General features: G+C 37.1%; 15 protein-coding genes and 2 tRNA genes. 10 read left to right on the top strand and 7 right to left on the bottom strand.

Going from position 1 to position 17,744, the window contains the following annotated elements; translation table 11 throughout:
• Positions 1 to 223: 223 nt before the first annotated feature.
• The 8 genes from HCG69_RS17130 to HCG69_RS17095 all read left to right on the top strand — a co-directional run bounded on the left by HCG69_RS17130 (position 224) and on the right by HCG69_RS17095 (position 8,382).
• Positions 224 to 1,219 carry a hypothetical protein gene (locus tag HCG69_RS17130; RefSeq protein ID WP_221651044.1) on the top strand — a complete coding sequence of 332 codons (996 nt, stop codon included), beginning with the start codon at positions 224 to 226 and terminating at the stop codon, positions 1,217 to 1,219.
• Between the two features lie 257 nt (positions 1,220 to 1,476).
• Positions 1,477 to 2,505, top strand: coding sequence for a radical SAM protein (locus tag HCG69_RS17125; protein ID WP_221651043.1), 1,029 nt, complete (start codon positions 1,477 to 1,479; stop codon positions 2,503 to 2,505).
• On the top strand, positions 2,502 to 3,614 hold the full coding sequence (locus HCG69_RS17120; RefSeq protein ID WP_221651042.1) for a glycosyltransferase family 1 protein: 1,113 nt from the start codon (positions 2,502 to 2,504) through the stop codon (positions 3,612 to 3,614). The genes HCG69_RS17125 and HCG69_RS17120 overlap by 4 nt, the downstream gene beginning before the upstream one ends.
• 71 nt (positions 3,615 to 3,685) lie before the next feature.
• Positions 3,686 to 4,246: a sugar transferase gene (locus HCG69_RS17115; RefSeq protein ID WP_255586192.1), complete on the top strand. Its 561-nt coding sequence runs from the start codon at positions 3,686 to 3,688 to the stop codon at positions 4,244 to 4,246.
• A gap of 3 nt (positions 4,247 to 4,249) precedes the next feature.
• Positions 4,250 to 5,659 carry a capsule assembly Wzi family protein gene (locus HCG69_RS17110; RefSeq protein ID WP_221651040.1) on the top strand — a complete coding sequence of 470 codons (1,410 nt, stop codon included), beginning with the start codon at positions 4,250 to 4,252 and terminating at the stop codon, positions 5,657 to 5,659.
• 2 nt (positions 5,660 to 5,661) lie between these two features.
• On the top strand, positions 5,662 to 6,210 hold the full coding sequence (gene rfbC / locus HCG69_RS17105; protein ID WP_221651039.1) for a dTDP-4-dehydrorhamnose 3,5-epimerase: 549 nt from the start codon (positions 5,662 to 5,664) through the stop codon (positions 6,208 to 6,210).
• Positions 6,211 to 6,234: 24 nt separating this feature from the next.
• Positions 6,235 to 7,548 carry a UDP-glucose/GDP-mannose dehydrogenase family protein gene (locus tag HCG69_RS17100; RefSeq protein WP_221651038.1) on the top strand — a complete coding sequence of 438 codons (1,314 nt, stop codon included), beginning with the start codon at positions 6,235 to 6,237 and terminating at the stop codon, positions 7,546 to 7,548.
• A gap of 36 nt (positions 7,549 to 7,584) precedes the next feature.
• On the top strand, positions 7,585 to 8,382 hold the full coding sequence (locus HCG69_RS17095; RefSeq protein WP_221651037.1) for a DUF4738 domain-containing protein: 798 nt from the start codon (positions 7,585 to 7,587) through the stop codon (positions 8,380 to 8,382).
• A gap of 74 nt (positions 8,383 to 8,456) precedes the next feature.
• On the opposite strand, the gene HCG69_RS17090 is transcribed toward HCG69_RS17095, so the two are convergent.
• A complete protein-coding gene (locus HCG69_RS17090) occupies positions 8,457 to 9,698 on the bottom strand; it encodes a DEAD/DEAH box helicase (protein WP_002560226.1) in 1,242 nt (413 codons plus the stop codon).
• A gap of 51 nt (positions 9,699 to 9,749) precedes the next feature.
• On the bottom strand, positions 9,750 to 10,973 hold the full coding sequence (gene serB, locus HCG69_RS17085; RefSeq protein WP_221651036.1) for a phosphoserine phosphatase SerB: 1,224 nt from the start codon (positions 10,971 to 10,973) through the stop codon (positions 9,750 to 9,752).
• Between the two features lie 266 nt (positions 10,974 to 11,239).
• Between serB and HCG69_RS17080 the strand changes: the two genes are divergently transcribed.
• Positions 11,240 to 11,746 carry a peroxiredoxin gene (locus HCG69_RS17080; RefSeq protein ID WP_221651035.1) on the top strand — a complete coding sequence of 169 codons (507 nt, stop codon included), beginning with the start codon at positions 11,240 to 11,242 and terminating at the stop codon, positions 11,744 to 11,746.
• Positions 11,747 to 11,935: 189 nt separating this feature from the next.
• Here the strand turns inward: HCG69_RS17080 and HCG69_RS17075 are convergent, their stop codons facing one another.
• The 3 genes from HCG69_RS17075 to lon are packed head-to-tail and all read right to left on the bottom strand — an operon-like array spanning position 11,936 to position 16,630.
• Positions 11,936 to 13,033, bottom strand: a complete 1,098-nt coding sequence (locus tag HCG69_RS17075; protein ID WP_002560223.1) for an LptF/LptG family permease — start codon at positions 13,031 to 13,033, stop codon at positions 11,936 to 11,938.
• A gap of 4 nt (positions 13,034 to 13,037) precedes the next feature.
• Positions 13,038 to 14,168, bottom strand: coding sequence for a tRNA guanosine(34) transglycosylase Tgt (gene tgt / locus HCG69_RS17070; protein ID WP_196039863.1), 1,131 nt, complete (start codon positions 14,166 to 14,168; stop codon positions 13,038 to 13,040).
• A complete protein-coding gene (lon, locus tag HCG69_RS17065) occupies positions 14,165 to 16,630 on the bottom strand; it encodes an endopeptidase La (protein ID WP_221651068.1) in 2,466 nt (821 codons plus the stop codon). The genes tgt and lon overlap by 4 nt, the downstream gene beginning before the upstream one ends.
• Before the next feature lie 186 nt (positions 16,631 to 16,816).
• Between lon and HCG69_RS17060 the strand changes: the two genes are divergently transcribed.
• Positions 16,817 to 17,521: a tRNA1(Val) (adenine(37)-N6)-methyltransferase gene (locus HCG69_RS17060; RefSeq protein ID WP_221651034.1), complete on the top strand. Its 705-nt coding sequence runs from the start codon at positions 16,817 to 16,819 to the stop codon at positions 17,519 to 17,521.
• Between the two features lie 43 nt (positions 17,522 to 17,564).
• On the opposite strand, the gene HCG69_RS17055 is transcribed toward HCG69_RS17060, so the two are convergent.
• Together HCG69_RS17055 and HCG69_RS17050 are read right to left on the bottom strand one after the other, a co-directional pair.
• Positions 17,565 to 17,639 (bottom strand) — tRNA-Pro (locus HCG69_RS17055).
• Positions 17,640 to 17,667: 28 nt separating this feature from the next.
• A tRNA-Pro gene (locus tag HCG69_RS17050) sits at positions 17,668 to 17,742 on the bottom strand.
• Positions 17,743 to 17,744 lie beyond the last annotated feature (2 nt).

Here is a 17,744-nt window from a genome sequence, read left to right as displayed (position 1 = left end):
TAATACCTGGAATAATTATACCCAATTACAAATACTGTAAATATCAAAATAACTTCTTGATATTTTTGTTGTACCTATGAATAATAAGTAAACAAACCAATTCATGGCTAAAAATCAGAAAATTCAAAATAGGACCTCAAATATAACATGTAAAAAGGAGATTAAATAACATTTCTTTAATATTTAAAGAGTTTTCAATTATTAAGTATAAAAGATTGCAATAATGGAATTATTAGAACATATAAAATGTTTTTTAAGACAAAATAAATTTTACGTAACGCACTGTCAAACTCCCATAAATAATTGCCGCTATTGGTGTAGAGGGATAAAATATTATATTAAATCATATTATTATCATTTAGATAAAAGAATTACAGGAAATACTGTTTTTTTCATTATAGATCCCAATATTAGCCATCCGGGATTAGCTGATCGTTTCAAAGCTATTATTGGATCCTACTACATTGCATTGCAAAATGGATTTGATTTTAAAATAATATTCAACCATCCATTTGAGTTGCACCATTATTTGAGCTGCGCTGGAAATAAGAATTGGATTGCCAGTCTTGATGATTTGAGCTACAGTTTGAAAAATTCTCGCATAATTGCATATAATGGGGGAGGAAAGATTCCAAAGCTCAATAAACGTATAAAACAATATCATATTTACAGTTATATAGGCTATGATATACTCTACACAAATAAGATAAATGATCACAACAAACTTTGGGGAATACTATTTAAACAATTATTTAAACCTGCCCCCGTATTATCAGGAGCGCTAAAGGCGCTAAACCTAAAAGAAAATGAATATATATCGGTGCATTTACGTTTTATAAATGCACTAGAACAAGTCGAAGAAAATCAATTCAACTATCTCATTGATAGTGAAAAAGAACAATTAATTCAAAACTGTCTCATTGGTATAAGAAATATCATATCCGAATATCCTGGAAAAAGTATTCTGGTGTTTTCAGACAGTAATACCTTTCTAAAGCATGTAAAAAGAGAATTGCCTGTTGTCGTATTAGATGGAGAAGTTGGACATATATCATTTAAGAATAGCGAAGATATTGTATTAAAAACATTTGTTGATTTTTATGTAATGTCAAAGTCCTTTAAAATAATAAGAATACTAAATAAAAACACATATGCTACAGCATTCTCTTACCATGCTGCCCTTGCCGGAGGAAAAGAATGTATTGATTACCCAATTTAAAAGAATGGTTTCTTTATATAAAAATATCGAAATCAACAATAATTTCATGATAAGATCAAGTTCCGAATTAGATACTATTATTATTTTATGTTTTAAAGATAATATTACGTTTTACTGAATTTCATATATGAGTTATCATATAGAAATGATAATTTTATTAAGATAATATAATTTTTATAGTATTATTACGTTTCTATAAGTAATAAAAGCAAGGTAAATACCTGCAAATACAATTAAGATGATTAACAAGAGATACAATGATAAAAACTATTTCTACACCTAACCCTACTGATATGTGCATCATTGTTACGTATCGATGTCCTATGCAATGTCAAATGTGTAATATATGGAAGAATCCGACTCAGAAAGAAAAAGAAATAACCATTGCTGAAATAAAAAAATTACCGTCTGTAAAGTTTATAAATATCACGGGAGGAGAACCATTTATTAGAGAGGATTTAGAAGAGATTATTAAAGTTTGTTTTCAGAAGTCTCCACGAGTGGTTATATCAACCTCCGGATGGTTTGAAGAACGAATAATAAAGTTAGCTAAACGCTTTCCCAATATAGGTATACGTATCAGTATTGAAGGTTTATCACAAAAGAATGATGAACTTCGCGGAAGAGAAGGAGGATTCGATAAAGGATTGCGTACATTGTTACGACTACGAAAAATGGGAGTGAAAGACATTGGATTTGGCATCACTGTATCCAATCATAATTCAGCCGACATGTTATCCCTTTATCAGCTCTCGAAACCGTTAGGTATGGAATTTGCGACTGCAGCTTTTCATAATTCTTACTATTTCCATAAAGAAGATAATTACATTACGAATAAGGAAGAAGTTTGTAATAATTTCAAAACTTTAATTAAATGGCAACTGAAAGAGACACATCCGAAGTCATGGTTTAGAGCTTACTTCAATATGGGACTCATTAATTACATCCAAGACAATCCAAGATTATTGCCATGCGAAGCTGGTTTAGTAAATTTCTTTGTTGATCCGTATGGAGAAATATACCCTTGTAATGGGTTGGAAAATAAATTCTGGAAAGAGAGTATGGGTAATATTCGCCAAGCTTCTTCATTTGAAGAGATATGGTTTAGCGAACAAGCCGAAAGGGTACGTCAACAAGTACATAACTGCCCCAAGCATTGTTGGATGGTAGGAACTGCTTCTCCAGTAATGAAGAAATATATCCACCAGCCACTAAGTTGGGTACTTCGTAATAAATTAAACGTAATGATAGGAAAACCTATATCCATGGAATTGAAACAAAAATGAAGATTGTAGTAACCGGTACAAGAGGGATCCCTGGAATTCAGGGAGGCGTGGAAACACATTGCGAAGAATTGTTTCCACGTATTGCAGATGACAAACATGAAATAATAGTCATCCGCAGACCTAAATATATACCTTCAGGATATGAAGTAAAACATTACAAAGAGGTAATAATCAAAGATATCAAAACTCTACCAGGAAAACATTTAGAAGCAATTACGCATACTTTTATGGCCGTACTTTATGCATGGAGGATTCACGCTAATATTGTTCATATCCATGCTGTTGGTCCATCCTTAATGATACCAGTTGTACGGTTATTAGGTATGAAAGCAGTAATGACACATCATGGACCAGACTATGATCGCCAAAAATGGGGAAAGTTATCAAAAATCATATTAAGGCTCGGAGAAAGGATTGGAGTAAAGTATGCCAATCATGTGATCGTGATTTCTAAACATATTCAAAAAATGATTTCTAAAAAATATCCAGCCCAAATAAATTTGTCCCTCATACATAATGGAGTGAATCTAACATGTCCACAAGTCGATAATAACTATCTTGCAGAATTAGGAGTTAAAAAACAGGATTATATTCTAGCTGTAGGGCGCTTTGTTAAAGAAAAAGGATTTGACTTATTGATAAAAGCATATAAAAATAGAAAAGACAAAAACATAAAACTTGTCATAGCAGGAGACGCAGACCATGAGGATCGATATTCATTATCGCTAAAAGAAATGGCTCAAGAACAAGGGATAATACTGACCGGATTTATACAAAAAGACAAATTATCACAGCTTTATAGTTTTACTCGGTTATTCGTCTTGCCGTCCTATCACGAAGGACTACCTATCTCTTTACTAGAGGCCATGAATTGTAACTGCAATGTTTTAGTGAGCGATATTCCGGCTAATAAAGAGATAGGACTTGTAGAAAGCTGTTATTTCAAATGTGGTGATGTACAAAGTTTACAAAATGGCTTAGATAGAAAATTACAGGATACATGGATTCCATCTGAATACGATATGTCATTATATAATTGGAACCACATAGCTCAACAAACTAAAGATATTTATGATTCTTTAATGCAAAAAGCAATATTACAACCATGAATACGTTATATCTACAAATGGATATAAAGACTTTTTTAAATAATGCTCCGCTTACACGGAATAGTAACAGAATGGTAAAACGTATATTTGATATTGTAACAGCCATGATAGTTTTGGTGGTGTTTTTCCCATGGGCTTACTTAATCATAGCTTGTTGCATAAAAATATTTATGCCAGGTCCTATTTTTTTTAAGCAAAAAAGAACCGGAAAAAATGGAACTGTATTTTCATGTTATAAATTCAGAACGATGGATGCCAAAAATCGTTCTGATGAATTTGTAGATCCACAATTAAATAAATATTCTTTAGGTAATTTTTTACGCACCACAAGTTTAGATGAACTTCCACAGTTTTGGAATGTATTGAAAGGAGAAATGTCCATTATCGGTCCAAGGCCACATATGCTAGTACACGATGAAGAATATAAGAATAAAATAAAAGAATATTCTTTGCGATATGCTGTAAAACCAGGTATAACAGGATGGGCACAAGTCAATGGTTTACGTGGGGAAAGAGATATTAGAAGAGTAAAGATGCGTGTAGATTATGACTTATGGTATATCCAACATTGGTCTATTCTATTAGATCTAAAAATAATGCTTCGTACTGTTGGAGTTATGATAAAGAAATGACAGATGCCTATTATATTTACTAAGTTATATAAATTTTTCCCTGTATGTTTGCTATTTACAATAGGAAATATTTACGCTCAAGAATTAACAACATTTGCAGAGTGCGGAGTAACTGTACATGCAGGGGATAACACCCCTCTATGGCAACTGAGCAATCAGTACGGTCTATCTTCTGTTAAAAATAATGCTTATATCAGAGGAGGAGTATTCTACAATAAAATGCTCCGTTCATGGAAAGCAAAAGCAGGAATAGATATTGCTGTAGCAACTGGGTTCTCCTCCACCTTTATTCTCCAACAAGCCTATGCTGACATTCGCTATAAATGGTTAGGTATGTGGGCTGGTAGTAGAGAAATTAGCACAGATTTGCTAAATCAACAATTAAGTAGCGGGGGGGTAGTATGGTCGGGAAATGCAAGGCCAATACCACAAATTTGTATTGGTATCTTAGATTATGTGCATTTAGCACCTAAAGTACAGTTCAAAGCCCAAATCTCTTATGGATGGTTTACAGATAGCAAATATCAAGACAAACATGTTGGAGAAAAATATTACTATACAAGGAAGGTAAAATACCATCAGAAAAGTTTCTACTTACGTTTTGGACAACCTGCCGGACATTGGATATTTGATATCGGTATGCGTATGGATAACCAATTTGGCGGATATGCTCTAAGAGGCATTAACAATGGTGACTTGGGCAATAACTGGAAAGATTATTTAAACGCGCTTATTCCACGTAATGGTGGAGAAGGAGAGTATTTTGATGGAAATTATCTTGGTAGTGAGCATATTAAGTTAACTTATCAACATGATACTTCATCATTTTCGGTCTACTTGGAAAACTTCTATGATGATTTTTCCGGAATGGGGAAGTTAAATGGTATGGATGGACTTTGGGGAGTAGAATATAGAACTAATAACCAACAATGGATAAACAATCTTGTTTTGGAATATTACCAATCAACTAATCAAAGCGGTCCTATGCATGGTATTGACTTCTCAGAGATAAAAAAAACTGGGGGGGCCGATGATTATTATAATCATGTAGTATATACCGGATGGTCACATTGGGGAATAGGTATGGGCAATCCTTTTGTTGCTTCTCCTATCTATAATCGAAACGGAGACCCTACTTTCTTATACAATCGTGTTAAAGCAATCCACTTAGGATGGAGTGGTAACATTACTTCAGAATGGATTTATCGTGCTAAACTATCTTTTAACCGCACTTGGGGAACTCCATACAAGCCTATCCCTGAAATTTTAGAAAATTTTTCTACCTTTGCAGAGTTTAAATATATTCCAAGTAAATGGCGAGGTTGGAGCTTTACCGGTTCCGCAGCTTTTGATATTGGAGATATCTATGGTGATAATTTGGGATTTCAATTAAAGATTCACAAAAGTTTTTGATAATGAATTACATACAGACAGAAATTGATGGCGTATGGTTAATAGAACCTGAAGTATTTTCTGATAGTAGAGGATATTTTATGGAAGCTTTTAAAAAAGAAGAGTTTGAAAAATACATTGGGCCAGTAAATTTTATACAGGATAATGAATCTAAATCATCATTCGGTGTGTTGCGTGGTTTACATTATCAAAAAGGGGAATATAGCCAAGCTAAGTTAGTGCGTGTCATAAAAGGAGAAGTACTTGATGTAGCAGTAGATCTACGAAAATCATCACCTACATTTGGGAAGCATGTCAGTGTTTTACTAACCGAAGAAAATAAACGCCAGTTTTTTATTCCACGTGGATTTGCTCATGGTTTTTTGGTGTTAAGTGAAGAAGCTATTTTTACTTACAAAGTGGATAATGTATATACTCCACAAGCAGAAGCATCTTTATTATATTGTGACACGTCATTGGCTATTGATTGGCCTATAGCTGAGTCTCAAGTTATTATGTCTGAGAAGGACAAACAAGCTAAAACTTTTCAAGAAGCTGAATATTTCGTATAATCCATTCAAACAAAACATCAAAATATGAAAATTGCAATTGTAGGGACCGGATATGTAGGTTTGGTTACAGGAACTTGTTTTGCTGAAATAGGTGTAGATGTAACTTGTGTTGATACTAACAGTGAAAAAATAGAAACATTAAAAAAAGGTATCATTCCTATTTATGAACCGGGGTTGGAAGAAATGGTACTCCGGAATACAAAGTCAAAACGATTGCGATTTACAACATCATTGGAAAGTTGCTTAAATGATGTAGAAGTGATTTTTAGTGCAGTAGGTACACCTCCCGATGAAGACGGTAGTGCAGATCTCAGTTACGTCCTTGCCGTAGCCCATACAATCGGGCGTAATATGAATAAATATAAACTGGTAGTTACTAAAAGTACTGTGCCGGTAGGGACGGCTCAGAAAGTACGTAATGCCATTCAAGAAGAACTGGATAAAAGAGGAGTCAAAATAGAATTTGACGTTGCTTCAAACCCTGAATTCCTAAAAGAAGGAAATGCCATCAGTGACTTTATGAGTCCGGATCGTGTGGTAGTGGGAGTAGAGTCGGAACGTGCAAAGAAACTCATGAGTAAACTCTATAAACCGTTCTTATTAAATAACTTCCGGGTGATCTTTATGGATATTCCTTCTGCAGAAATGACTAAATACGCAGCAAATTCAATGCTCGCTACCCGTATCAGCTTCATGAACGATATAGCAAATCTTTGTGAACTTGTAGGAGCCGATGTAAATATGGTACGCAGCGGTATTGGTTCAGATACTCGTATCGGACGTAAATTCCTTTATCCGGGAATAGGATATGGGGGATCTTGTTTCCCGAAAGATGTGAAAGCGTTGATAAAGACTGCAGAACAAAATGGATATGATATGCGTGTGCTCCGTGCTGTAGAGGAAGTGAATGAAATACAAAAAAGTGCTCTATTTGATAAATTTCAGAAACTATTTGGCAATGATTTGCAAAATAAAACAATTGCTATCTGGGGACTTGCTTTCAAACCGGAAACAGATGACATGCGTGAAGCCCCAGTACTGGTACTTATCGATAAGTTGCAGCAGGCCGGATGTAATATCAGGGCATATGATCCCGCTGCCATGGAAGAATGTAAAAGAAGGATAGGGGACACCATTTATTATGCACGTGATATGTATGATGCTGTACTTGATGCAGACGTTCTGATGTTAGTTACCGAATGGAAAGAGTTTCGTTTACCTTCATGGGCAGTAATCAAAAAAACAATGGCACAACAAATTGTTTTAGATGGTCGTAACATCTATGAGAAAAAAGAAATGGAAGAACTAGGATTCATATACCATTGTATTGGGAAATAAGAAGATAATTGTGTATTTTTGCACAAAACTAAATAAATGATTAAATACATAGCGATATCGTTGTTGACGGTCTTGCTTATGGCGTGTAATAACACCCAAAGACAAAACTCTTCGGAACAAAATGAAGACATCAAAGCCAAACAACTATTACAAGGAATCTGGCTTGATGACGAAAGTGATATTCCTTTAATGCGAATCAAAGGTGATACCATTTATTATGCAGATTCACAGAGCGCCCCCATATACTTTAAAGTAATAAAGGACACTCTTTATACCTATGGAAATGAACAGACACGTTATCAGATTGATAAGCAAACAGAGTATACCTTTTCGTTCCATTCCTTAGCAGATAATATTGTAAAACTCCACAAATCAGAAGATCCCAATGATTCATTAGCCTTCTCCGGAAAGCCGGTTGAGGTTATTCCAACTTATACAGAAGTCACTAAAAAAGACAGCGTAGTAACATTTGATGGAATCCGTTATAGAGCATATGTATATATCAATCCTTCTAAAATCAGAGTAATAAAAACCACTTATTCAGAAGATGGTATCAGCATGGACAATATATATTATGACAATATTATGCATATATGTCTATATGAAGGGAAAAAATGTTTGTATGCCAGTGATATAACAAAGCAAATGTTCGAGAAGGTAATCTCCACAGATTTCCTGCAACAATCAATATTATCTGATATGGATTTTAAAGGTGTTGATCATAAAGGATTTCATTATCAGGCTATGGTCTGTATTCCGGAAAGTGCTGTATGTAATATTGTGAATTTATTAATTTCTTTTGATAAAAAGCTCATTATTTTTGCGAACAAATAATCGAATAGAAGAAAGAAAAAATGGAGAATATCGATAATTTACAGCATTGATATTCTCCATTCTCTTTTATACATTTATTGTTTTCTCCCTCTTGAACGATCTCCGGATTTCCGTCCACCTCCCTTACGAAAGTTTCGGGATCTACCACCACTGCCATTGCTTCGTGGATTATAAGCCGGGGCTTCACCTAATTCTGCAGGTACAGGTATTTTATAAATATCCTTCTCCAGGAAATTTTCTATATTCTTAAAGTTGGTCTGTTCTTTTTCATTTACGAATGTAAGAGCTACGCCATCATTATTAGCACGTGCAGTACGCCCGATACGGTGCACATAATCTTCACTATCATGAGGAACGTCAAAATTGATCACTAAACGAATATCATCAATATCAATTCCTCTTGATACAATATCAGTCGCTACAAGAATATTGATTCTACCAGACTTAAACTCATGCATAATGAATTCTCGCTGCGCCTGTTCCAAATCCGAATGCATCTCTCCAACATTCAACTTCATCATCTTCAGAGCTTTCGCAACTTCTTTCACTTTAATTTTAGAGGATGCAAAGATAATAACACGCTCGGGCACTTCTTCTTCGAAAAGACTACGGACAATACCCAGTTTTTGATTTTCATAACATACATATGCTGCCTGAACAATCTTCTCAGCTGGTTTGGATACAGCCAATTTCACTTCTGCAGGATTATTCAGAATTGTTTTGGCCAGTTGTTGAATTTTGGCAGGCATTGTTGCCGAAAACATAATTGTCTGACGCTCTTTAGGCAGATACTTTACAATTTGCATAATATCCTCATAAAAGCCCATATCGAGCATACGGTCAGCTTCATCCAGTATGAAATAGGACACTTTTGATAAATCCACATATCCTAAACTCAGATGAGCAATTAAACGTCCCGGAGTAGCAATTACTACATCTGCCCCAAGAGTCAACCCTTTCTTCTGTTGTTCAAAAAGCACTCCATCGTTTCCACCATATACAGCAACACTGGACACTGGCATAAAATAGGAGAATCCTTCCATTTGCTGATCTATCTGTTGTGCCAGTTCCCGGGTAGGGGACATGACAACGCAGTTAATAGCATCCTCCGGATGCTCTCCCTCAGATAGCTTATTTAATACAGGAAGTAAGAAGGCAGCCGTCTTACCCGTACCTGTCTGAGCGACCGCAATTAAATCTCTTCCCTCAAGAATAACAGGGATTGCCTGTTCTTGTATCGGTGTGCACTCATCAAACCGCATTGCGTCGAGTGCTTCAAGTACACGATCGTTTAGTTTTAGTTCAGAAAACTTCATTTTATGCTTATTATACAAATTAATAATATCACCAATTAATCACAGGCAGGTTTACATGTTCAAATATGAATCTTTGAAACCAAGAAAATAAAGTACCCCATCCAGGCCAATTGTATTAATAGACTGCTCAGCATTGGCTACTACCTTAGGCTTAGCATGAAATGCAATACCCAATCCGGCGATACCTAACATCGGAAGATCATTGGCTCCATCACCTACTGCAATTGTTTGGGCAATATCTACTTTTTCAACTTGTGCAATCAGACGGAGGAGTTCAGCTTTTCGTTTCCCATCAACCACATCACCCAAATAACGCCCGGTCAACTTACCATCCACAATCTCAAGTTCATTGGCATACACATAGTCAATGCCATATTTTTGCTGTAGATATTTTCCAAAATAAGTAAAACCTCCGCTTAGAATAGCAATTTTATAACCATATTTCTTCAGAACATACATCAACCGATCTACTCCTTCCGTAATAGGCAAGTTCTCCGCTATTTCCTGCATCACCGATTCATCCAGCCCTTTAAGTAACGCTACACGTTCACGGAAACTTTCTACAAAATCAATTTCACCACGCATAGCACGCTCAGTAATCTGTTTCACTTGGTCTCCCACACCAGCACGTATTGCCAGTTCATCAATAACCTCGGTCTCTATCAAAGTAGAATCCATATCAAAACATATCAGACGGCGCATCCGTCGATACATATTGTCAAGCTGGAAAGAGAAATCCATTTCGAGTTCACTAGCCAGTTTCATTAGTTGTTCCTGCATAACAATACGATCCTTCGGGGTACCACGAACAGAAAACTCAATACAGGCTCGTGTACGTGCTTCACATTCATTCAGGGGAATACGCCCTGTAAGACGTTTGATAGCATCGATATTCATTCCTTGTTCAGCAAGAATACGAGTAGTTGCAGCAATCTGACGAGCAGAAAGTTTACGCCCTAATAGCGTAAGGATATAGCGGTTCTTTCCTTGCATCTTTACCCAACTTTCATATTCCTCCGTAGATATAGGATAAAAACGAATTGTTACTCCTAAAGACGAAGCTTTGAACAATAACTCTTTCATAATAAACCCAGAATTCTGTTCCTCTGTCATACAAAGGATGCCTAATGAAAGCGTATTATGAATATCCGCCTGACCGATATCCAGAATTGTAGCATCATATTTTGCTAATATTTCTGTCACAGAAGCCGTCAATCCAGGACGGTCTTCACCTGTTATTCGGATGAGAATAAGTTCAGTATTTGAGAGTTGCATAAAAAAAATCTTTTAATCCTGCAAAAATAGAGAAAAAAGTCGGTACCTATGCTAAAGAACATAAAAAATTATGGTCAAAAAGTAAGAAATTTGCTTGTTTATTTGGAAGTTAATTTAATAAATACTTACCTTTGCGCCCGGTTTCTGAATTAAAGGCATTGAAAATCAACGGATTCCTCTCCGTTTGATGCCTGGAAAGACGATGTTTCGGGGAGAAGCCACTGTTTAAGGACAGTCCCGAATAGTATTAACCAAAACCGAATTACATGAGACATGTAAAATGGATTTTTGTTGTATTACTAATTTGTTCCTTGACAGCCTTCGTTGAAAAAGACAAACCTACCGGAGGCTTAAGTGTGGGTGACGTAGCCCCTGATTTTCGAATCGAATCTACGTCAGGGGAGCAACGCCCTCTTAAATTGGCTGACTTAAAAGGTCGGTATGTGTTGCTAAGTTTTTGGGCAAGTTATGATGCACAGTCCCGGATGCAAAACGTAAGTTTGAACAATGCACTTCGGTCTGATGCTCCCAATGTGGAAATGGTTTCTGTGTCATTTGACGAATACCGTTCGGTATTTGAAGAGACTATTCGTAAGGATCAAATAGTTACGCCCACCTGTTTCGTGGAAACTAAAGGCGAAGATTCCGGTTTATTTAAAAGATACCGTTTGAACCGGGGTTTCACTAACTATTTATTAGATGGAAATGGTGTTATTATAGCCAAAAACATCTCTGCTGCAGAACTTTCTGCTCACATAAAAGAAATCGGATAAATATATCTGACTTCAATAAAAAGTGTAAGGAGAAAGGGGAATTTCCTGAATAAATAAAGATGTTCGGGAATAGACAAAAGAGGAAATGAATACAACAAAAAGAGTCCCGTCTACTTAAAAGTTGACGGGACTTTTTCTTTAAAGATTCAGATTACTCTTTTAATCATCTGCCATTGCAGAAAATAAGCATTATTTAGGAGCCTTTTTATATAAGTAGAATGCTATGAATGCATACAATACATTCGGTATCCATACCGCAACTACAGGAGGAACATTTCCATTAACAGCAAAAGTCGAAGTAATTGTCTGGAAAAGGATATACGAGAAACTTAGTGCAAGCCCGATTCCCAAATGCAGTCCCATTCCTCCCTTGGTTTTTCTTGATGACAGGGATAAACCTATCACAGTTAGAATGAATGACGCAAAAGACATGGCAATACGCTTATGATATTCAATTTCAAACTCTTTGATATTGGCAAATCCACGCCTCCGTTGCTTATCAATGTATTCACTCAACTGAGGACTGGTAAGCATTTCCTGTTGATTCTTCATAATCAGAAAATCAGATGGATCCATATTTATAATAGAATCCATTCTATCCCCCTTTATGATATTTTCTTTCAATCCATCCAGTTCACGTATCATATAATCATGAATAGTCCATTTGTTTACAGTAGTTGTATCATATACGATACGACGTGCTGTCAGGTGAGAAATCAGTTTCTTATCAACAAATTTATCCAGTGAAAAACGATTTCCGGTCTTATTATAATCCTGATAATTATCAATGTAAGCTATTACGCCGTCAGCTACCTCAAGTTGCACATTACGTGCACTGCCTTTCTTTTTCGGCTTTACATACCTATCCTCAAAGTTCAAGCGCGTTACACTTCCTTTAGGTATTACATATGAACCCAACATGAAAGTAGCTACTGCAATAACGGCTGCCGATATCATATAAGGACGCATCAGACGCTTAAAACTCATTCCGGTAGAGAACATAGCAATAATCTCTGAATTCTCTGCCAGCTTTGAAGTGAAGAAAATTACGGCAATAAATACAAACAACGGACTGAATAAATTCGCAAAGTAGGGAATGAAGTTCATATAATAATCAAAGACGATTGCAGTCCAGGGCGCTTCACGCTCCATAAACTTATCCATCTTCTCATTGAAGTCAAACACTACAGCGATAGAGATAATCAACGCAATAGCAAATACGTATGTCCCCAAGAATTTCTTGATGATATACCAGTCCAGCAGTTTGATAAAACGATTGCTTTTCATTTAATTATAGTCTTGTTGACACTCTTTTTACCATCATCGGCTTCCATGTAGAGAAATCCCCGGCAATAATGTGTTTACGTGCTTCACCTACTAACCAGAGATAGAATGCCAGATTATGGATAGAAGCAATCTGCATAGCCAATAATTCTTGCGCATGAAACAGATGACGCAGATAAGCTTTACTGTATAAAGTATCTACGCAAGAAGCGCCATCAGCTTCAATAGGAGAGAAGTCCATTTCCCACTTTTTATTACGCATGTTTATAATACCATCCTTGGTAAATAACATTCCATTCCGACCGTTTCGAGTAGGCATTACACAGTCAAACATGTCAACTCCACGTTCAATACCCTCCAAAATATTCACCGGCGTACCGACTCCCATCAGGTAACGTGGTTTGTCTTTCGGCAAAATGTCGTTTACAACTTCAATCATCTCATACATTTTATCCACAGGCTCACCCACGGCAAGTCCTCCAATGGCATTTCCATCCGCTCCTTTAGAGGCAACAAACTCTGCTGATTGTTTACGCAAGTCTGTGTACACACACCCTTGAACTATAGGGAAAAGAGATTGATTATAGCCATATTTAGGTTCTGTTTCATTAAAACGCTGAATACACCTGTCAAGCCAGCGGTGTGTCAGTCCTAATGACTTTTTGGCATATGCATAGTCAGAATCTCCCGGAGGACACTCATCAAATGCCATCATAATATCCGCACCGATAGTACGTTCAATATCCATCACTTTCTCAGGAGTAAAAACATGTTTACTTCCATCAATATGCGAACGAAATTCAGCACCTTCTTCACGCAGTTTACGGATACCTGCCAACGAAAAGACCTGGAACCCACCGCTATCAGTCAACATCGGACGGTCAAAACCGTTGAATTTATGTAATCCACCGGCTTTTTCTATAACATCCAATCCCGGACGCAAATAAAGATGATATGTATTACCCAATATGATCTGAGCCTCAATATCCTCCTTCAATTCTGTCAGGTGTACACCTTTCACTGTGCCAAGTGTACCCACCGGCATAAATATAGGAGTTTGTATCTGCCCGTGGTCTGTTGTAATCAGACCCGCACGGGCATTACTTTTTGCGTCTGTATATTGTAATTCAAATGTCATTCCTGGCTGGCTTTCTTTACAGATAAATCAATGGCATCAGCCACCTTCTCATCAGTCAATGCGATGGCAAATACTTCTTTCACATCAGTTACATAGTGGAATGTCAGTCCTTTAAGATACATCTCCTGAATCTCATCTATGTTCTTTTTATTCTCGGCACTCATTATAATTTCTTTAATCCCTGCACGTTTAGCTGCAAGAATTTTTTCCTTAATACCGCCCACCGGAAGTACTTTACCGCGAAGAGTTATTTCACCGGTCATGGCCAGATTTGCTCTCACTTTACGCTGCGTCAACGCAGAAGCCAATGAAGTAGCCATAGTGATACCCGCTGACGGACCATCTTTGGGGATCGCACCTTCCGGAACATGAACATGGATATTCCAATTATCAAATATTTCTTCATCCAGATTCAGCAATGAAGCATGTGCTTTGATATATTCAAGCGCCAGCATAGCAGACTCCTTCATTACATCCCCCAAATTACCCGTTAAAGTCAAACGTCCACCTTTACCGCGGCTCAAACTTGTTTCAACAAATAAAATTTCACCTCCAACAGCAGTCCATGCCAATCCTGTTACAACACCTGCGTAATCATTACCCTGATATTTGTCACGAGTATATTCAGGTGCCCCCAGAAAATCATATAAATCGGCAGGCTTAATCTCTGTCTTTAAGAAATAACCATCGGTAGCATACTGACGGGCAGATTTACGGAGTATCTTACCGATCTTCTTTTCCAGTTCACGTACACCACTTTCACGAGTATAAGACTCTATAATAGCCTCCAATGTATCTTTTGGGATCTTAATATCAGTCTTTTTCATTCCATTTGCTTCCAACTCTTTTGGAACCAGATGCTTACGGGCAATCTCAACCTTTTCTTCCGTGATGTAGCCACTAACCTCAATCAGTTCCATACGGTCGAGCAATGGTCCAGGTATCGTGTTCAGATTATTAGCAGTAGCAATAAACATCACTTTAGACAAGTCATAATCCACATCGAGGAAGTTGTCATGAAACGTTGTATTCTGTTCCGGATCAAGTACTTCCAGTAAAGCAGATGAAGGGTCTCCCTGACGATCTGCGCTTACTTTATCAATCTCATCCAGAATAAATACCGGATTGGAAGAACCTGCCTTTATCAAACTCTTTATAATTCGTCCCGGCATGGCACCGATATAGGTTTTACGATGTCCGCGAATCTCGGCTTCATCATGTACACCTCCCAAGGACATACGAATATACTTCCGCTTCAGAGCAGCAGCAATAGATTTTCCCAAAGAAGTCTTACCAACTCCCGGAGGTCCATACAGACAGATAATCGGTGATTTCATATCACCTTTCAGTTTCAGAACAGCCAAATGTTCAAGAATACGTTCTTTCACCTTTTCCAGACCATAATGATCTTTATTCAGTGTTTTCTCTGCATTCTTCAGATTCAAATTGTCCGTTGTATATACGTTCCATGGCAAACTAAGCATCGTTTGCAGATAATTCAACTGTACACTAAAATCAGGAGATTGCGGATGAGTACGCTCCAGTTTGGCCAACTCTTTCAAGAAAAGAGTTCGTACTTCTTCGCTCCATTTCATTTTATACGCCTTATTGCGCATTTCTTCTATTTCCTGCTCCTGTCCACTGCCACCCAACTCATCCTGAATTGTTTTAATTTGCTGCTGCAAAAAATATTCACGCTGCTGCTGGTCTATATCTTCACGGGCACGCATTTGAATAGACGCTTTAATTTCAGCAAGCTGAACTTCCCGGTTCAATATCTCCAACAGGCGATACGTACGCTCTCTCAATGAATCGTAACGCAGCAATTCTATCTTCTCGTCCTTTTTTAAAGGTAAATTAGTGCAGATAAAATCTACCAAAAACATATGATTATTAATGTTTTTGATAGCAAATGCAGAATCCTGATGCAAAGAATCCGAAGATTTAATATAGCGTATTGTCAGGTCTTTACAAGTTTCAACCAGAGCCTGAAATTCCTTATCATTTTTGTCAGGCATTATTTCATCTTTTACTTCGATGCCGCCCTTCAGATAGGGATGGGTTTCTGTAATACCCGTCAATTCCAAACGCTTCAATCCCTGTAAAATAACAGTTGTCGTTTGATCCGGCATTTCCAAAATACGCACAATTTTCCCTATGGTTCCAATTGTGTGCAGATCTTCAAATTGAGGTTCATCTGTCTGAGCTACTTTCTGGCAGACAACCGCTATATTCATATTTTTCTTTTCAGCCTCACGTATTAATCTCAAGGATGACTTCCTACCCACTGAAACCGGCATAAATACCCCCGGAAACAACACCATATTACGAAGGGGAAGTACCGGAAGAGTATCACCTGATTTGATTTTCACATCGAACATTTGCTCTTCATTTCCTTCAAAATCGGCGATCAGTGAGAATGCATTATCATCTGAATCTTCCATAAAGTATTTTTCTCTCATCATTTCGTTTAAATTAGTTTATGTCATTATATGGGCATAAATTGTTTGCAAAGTTAATCGATTATTCATTAATAATAAAGCCCACGTACGATAAAAACACAAAAACAATGCCAAATTATACCGTTTACCGAACGTTATCTCATAATAATTATTTATTTTTGGCAAATTCCATAAGATATTAGCAAAATGCCAAATCCATATTTTCAATTCAAACAGTTCACTGTATGGCACGACAAATGTGCTATGAAAGTAGGAACAGACGGAGTACTGCTTGGTGCCTGGTCCAGTGTTAAGAACGCCCAAAGAATACTCGACATCGGAACAGGAACCGGATTAGTAGCTTTAATGCTTGCCCAACGTAGCAAAGCTTTTATTGTTGCTCTCGAAATAGATTGTGCCGCCGCTAAACAAGCCAAAGAGAATGTTGCACACTCTCCTTGGCAAGATAGGGTAGAAGTATTACAGGTCGATTTTAAACAATATACTTCTACTGCACGTTTTGATGTCATAGTCTCTAATCCTCCATATTTCGTAGACTCTTTAAAATGTCCTGACCAGCAAAGAAATGCTGCCCGGCACAATAATGAATTAACTTATGAAGATTTGTTTAGTGGAGTATCACAACTTCTTTCAGAAGATGGAGAATTTACTGTCGTCGTGCCTACAGATGTTTCGGACAATGTAAAAGAAGTTGCCTTCAATCACTCTTTATATCCATGCAGACAACTGAATGTTATCACCAAACCCGGATTACCCCCCAAAAGAACCTTGATAACTTTTATATTCAAAAAGCAGGAATACCAGACAAAAGAACTATTAATAGAACTAACCCGCCATCAATACAGTAAGGAATACGTTGAACTAACCAAAGAATATTACCTGAAAATGTAAAAAAAGAGGCAACTACATAAATCATGTAATTGCCTCTTTTTCGTCGGGGTAGCGGGATTCGAACCCACGACCCCCTGCTCCCAAAGCAGGTGCGCTAACCGGACTGCGCTACACCCCGAAAACTTTTCAATTGAACTCCTTCTTTGTCGGGGTAGCGGGATTCGAACCCACGACCCCCTGCTCCCAAAGCAGGTGCGCTAACCGGACTGCGCTACACCCCGAA

The sequence above is a fragment of the Bacteroides sp. K03 genome (assembly GCF_019734355.1).
Taxonomy (GTDB): Bacteria; Bacteroidota; Bacteroidia; order Bacteroidales; family Bacteroidaceae; genus Bacteroides; species Bacteroides nordii.
This window is presented reverse-complemented; position numbering and strand designations above follow the sequence as displayed.